The organism is Pseudonocardia sp., from assembly GCF_025965585.1.
In the GTDB taxonomy this organism is placed as follows: domain Bacteria; phylum Actinomycetota; class Actinomycetes; order Mycobacteriales; family Pseudonocardiaceae; genus Pseudonocardia.
In genome coordinates this window covers 1-3,944 of record NZ_JAOPWR010000451.1, presented here as the reverse complement: position 1 = coordinate 3,944, position 3,944 = coordinate 1, and the positions used below count along the sequence as shown (strand labels likewise).

Here is a 3,944-nt window from a genome sequence, read left to right as displayed (position 1 = left end):
CGCCGCAACCGCGGCTGTACCGTCCGGGACCCGCACGCCGACCCCTACGACGACCTGGTCGACCGCGACTTCGTCGTCGACGGCCCGGACGAGCTGTGGATGACCGACATCACCGAGCACCCCACCGATGAAGGAAAGGTTTACTGCGCCGCAGTCCTCGACGCCTACTCGCGCCGGGTCGTCGGCTGGTCGATCGACGACAACATGCGCACCGCCCTCGTGGTCGACGCACTCGGCATGGCGATCACACGCCGCAACCCCGAACCGCATTCAGCAATCCTGCACTCCGACCACGGGTCGCAAGGCGGACTCAATCGGTCGTCGCAACACCTCTCCTGATCTCGGAGGTGTTCGATGGCACGGCGTCAGCAACAGGCGGACCGGGCTCTGCGACCGGCGATGCGCTCGCCGGGCCGGCCGATGCCCGCACGTCATGTGGAGCGCGCCTTCTGGCGGCTGATCGCGCAGGGCAAGCGCACCGAAGAGGCGGCGCTGGAGATCGGCGTGTCGACGCCCGTCGCGGTGCGCTGGTTTCGTCACGCTGGCGGCATGCCGCCGCTGAGCCTGGCCGAGCCCACCGGCCGCTATCTGTCGTTCTCCGAGCGTGAGGAGATCGCGCTGCTCAAGGCGCAGGGTCAGGGCGTCCGCGAGATCGCCCGGGTGCTCGGGCGCGATCCCGCGACGATCTCGCGCGAGGTGCGGCGCAACGCCGCGACCCGCGGCGGCAAGCCCGACTACCGCGCGAGTGTCGCGCAATGGAAGGCCCAGACCGCGGCGCGGCGTCCCAAGCCGGCGAAGCTGGCGAGCAATCCACGGCTACAGAACTACGTCCAGGCCCGGCTGAGCGGACAGTTGCAGCGTCCTGATGGGACCGTCGCGGCCGGCCCGCCAACGACCTGGAAGGGGCTCAACAAGCCGCACCGCGCAGATCGGCGCTGGGCCACGGCCTGGAGTCCGGAGCAGATCTCCCGGCGGCTGGTCCTCGACTTCCCCGACGATGTCGACATGCGCATCAGCCACGAGGCGATCTACCAGGCGCTCTACATCCAGGGACGCGGCGCGCTCAAACGTGAGCTGGTGGCGTGTCTGCGCACCGGTCGCGCGCTGCGCAAACCGCGGGAACGGTCGCGGAACAAGCCGCAAGGCCACGTCACCGCCGACGTCGTGTTCAGCGAACGGCCCGCCGAGGCCGAGGACCGGGCGATCCCCGGTCACTGGGAGGGCGACCTCATCATCGGGTTGAACCGGTCCGCGATCGGCACCGTCGTCGAGCGCAGCAGCCGCTACACACTGCTCGTGCACCTTCCCCGACTCGAGGGCTACGGCACCATCGCGCCGGTCAAGAACGGGCCAGCTCTGGGCGGGTACGGGGCCATCGCGATGAAGGACGCCCTCACCACGACGATGACCGCGATGCCCGCCGAACTGCTGCGGTCGCTGACCTGGGACCGCGGCAAGGAGCTGTCCGCGCACGCGCAGTTCACGGTCGACACCGGCATCGCCGTCTACTTCGCCGACCCGCACTCACCCTGGCAGCGCGGCACGAACGAGAACACCAACGGCCTGCTCCGACAGTACTTCCCCAAGGGCACCGACCTGTCTCGCTGGACCCACGACGAGCTTCTTGCCGTCCAGGCGGCGGTCAACAGCAGACCCCGGAAAGTCCTGGCCTGGAAGACACCAGCCGAAGTTCTCGACGAGCAACTACAGTCGCTCCACTAAGACCTGGTCTCAAAACTTAGGGTGTGTCGCTGCGTAACCTGCCGGTCCTGGTCGTCGATCGTGGGCAGTCGTGGCGAAGACGACGCAGCAGCGGCGGGTCGAAGACCGGCTCTGGGAGCTGATCGAACCCCTGATCCCGTCCCGACCAGCGCCGCGCGGTCCGGGCGGGCGGCCCCGGATCGATGACCGTGCCGCGCTAGAGGGGATCTTGTTCGTGCTCGACACCGGCTGCCGCTGGCGAGACCTACCCGAGCAGCTCGGATGCGGTTCCGGGCACACCGCGTGGCGGCGGTTACGTGAGTGGCAGAACGCCGGCGTGTGGGACCGGCTGCACCAGCTCGTGCTCGACGAGCTGTCCGACATCGACGAGCTCGACTGGACCAGAGGCTGCATCGACGCGGTGTCGGTGCGGTCGAAGGGGGGCGAGCTGACCGGCCGCAGCCCCACTGACCGGGGCAAAGCCGGCTCCAAGTACCACGTTCTGTGCGACGCGAACGGGCTACCGCTGCACGTCATGTTGTCGGCGGCAAACACCCACGACAGCATGCTGTTTGAGCCGCTGCTGGACACGAACCCGACCGTGCGCGGCCACCACGGCCGGGCGGGCCGGCCACGATGCCGACCGGACAAGCTGCACGCCGACAAGGGCTACGACTACCGCCGCTGCCGCCGCTACCTGACCCGCCGCGGTATCAAGGTCCGTATCGCCCGGCGCGGGATTGAGGACAAGTCCCGCCTCGGCCGGGTCCGCTGGGTCGTCGAACGCACCATCTCCTGGCTGCTGCGGTTCAAACGCCTCGGGCTGCGCTACGACCGGACCGAACGCACCACGCTGGCGCTACTCACGCTGGCCTGCACCGTGATCAGCGTCCGCCGGCTCATAAAGATCGAGCTCTGCGACCAGGTCTAACGCATCCATTCACTCGTTTGGGATACATCGGTAGCTCTGTGTCGTTGGGTGGGGGTGACTGGTGAGCTTCTGAGCGCGGAGCAGGTCCTCGGGTCGGCACGGGGCCCCCGTCACCACGAGGGAGATCGATCTCCTGGAGGAGGCTGCAGCCGCGTTGCTGACGGCACCATCGACGGGGATGAACGAGCACTCTCGTCGGGAAGTGATCAGCCATCGGTGGGGCCGCCTCTTCAGAGGCGTTCGATGCGGTCGGCCTGCGGGCCCCGGTCGCTCTGACGCACCGCGTACCGGACCCGGTCACCCTTCTGCAGCGGCTCCGACCCCATGATCACGGACACGTGGGCGAAGAGATCGTCGCCGCCTGCGTCCGGGGTGATGAAGCCGAAGCCGCGGTCGCCGTCGTAGCGCGCGACGACGCCCTCGCCGCCTCGTACGGGCACGTCCCGCGCCGCCGGCCCTGCGGCCGCGGCAGGTGCCGACCGCTGCGGCGCCGTCTGGGGCTCGGCGCCCCGGACCAGGTGCACGTCGCGGGCCTGCGGGCCCTTGTCTCCACTAGCCACCTCGTAGGCGACGCGGTCGCCCTCCGCGAGCCACGTCAGCCCCTCGGCCAGGGCCCGGGCGTGAACGAAGACGTCCCCGGCGCCGGAGTCGGGGTTGATGAAGCCGAAGCCCTTGTCCTCGTCGTACCAGGCCACCGTGCCGTCGGCACCGTCCGCGATGCCGGCCGCAGCGGGTGGGCCGGCCCCCGCTCCCAGCGGGATCACGTGCCCGGCCTGCGGGCCGCGCTCGCCTTCGACGATCAGGAAGGCCACCCGCTGCCCCTCGGTGACCACGCCGCCGGTCACGATGGCGGAGCTGTGCACGAAGATGTCGGCGCCGCCGCCGTCCGGCGACGCGAAGCCGTACCCCTTGCCCGGCTCGTACCAGTTGACGGTGCCGAGCAGGCCCACGGCGCTGCCGGTGGCCGCATCGGCGGTGACGCGAACGCGCAGCGCCTGGGGCCCGCGGTCGTTCTCGCCGACCTCGAACACGACGGCCTGACCCTCGCGGAGCACTTTCGCGCCGCCGTCCCCGACGATCTCGGAGGCGTGCACGAACACGTCCGGCGAGCCGTCCTCGGGCGCGAGGAAGCCGAAACCCCGTTCGGCGTCGAACCAACGGACGGTCCCCTGCGGCATCAAAGGCTCCAGGTCGAGAGGGCGGGCACTGGCCCCCAGTCTCTCTGACAGACCTCGCGGTCCGTCGGGCCGGGCCCACAGGCGGGCGGTGCGGAGCCAGGGGCGGGCCGTTGGTCCACCTAGCGACACGCCGA

At 70.1% G+C, this 3,944-nt stretch carries 3 protein-coding genes and 2 pseudogenes; 3 read left to right on the top strand and 2 right to left on the bottom strand.

The features are described 5' to 3' along the window. From JWR81_RS27705 to JWR81_RS27695, 3 genes and pseudogenes are all read left to right on the top strand, one after another. A pseudogene (locus JWR81_RS27705) lies at positions 1–303 on the top strand (DDE-type integrase/transposase/recombinase); the annotation flags it as partial. Positions 304–354: 51 nt separating this feature from the next. After that, positions 355–1,722 (top strand): IS30 family transposase, encoded by a 1,368-nt coding sequence (locus JWR81_RS27700; protein WP_297659253.1) that lies wholly within the window; start codon positions 355–357, stop codon positions 1,720–1,722. Between the two features lie 70 nt (positions 1,723–1,792). Further along, complete coding sequence (locus JWR81_RS27695) at positions 1,793–2,632, top strand: IS5 family transposase (protein WP_297659251.1); 840 nt, start codon at positions 1,793–1,795, stop codon at positions 2,630–2,632. Between the two features lie 230 nt (positions 2,633–2,862). On the opposite strand, the gene JWR81_RS34580 is transcribed toward JWR81_RS27695, so the two are convergent. Together JWR81_RS34580 and JWR81_RS27680 are read right to left on the bottom strand one after the other, a co-directional pair. Further along, entirely contained in the window at positions 2,863–3,582 is a 720-nt protein-coding gene (locus JWR81_RS34580) for a cold shock domain-containing protein (protein WP_341339283.1), read from the bottom strand. A 30-nt stretch (positions 3,583–3,612) separates the two neighbouring features. Next, positions 3,613–3,810 (bottom strand): annotated as a pseudogene (locus tag JWR81_RS27680) (cold-shock protein); the annotation flags it as partial. Positions 3,811–3,944 lie beyond the last annotated feature (134 nt).

Coding starts and splice junctions, on each gene's coding strand:
- JWR81_RS27700 (WP_297659253.1), top strand. CDS start 355: ATGGCACGGCGTCAGCAACAGGCGGACCGGGCTCTGCGACCGGCGATG.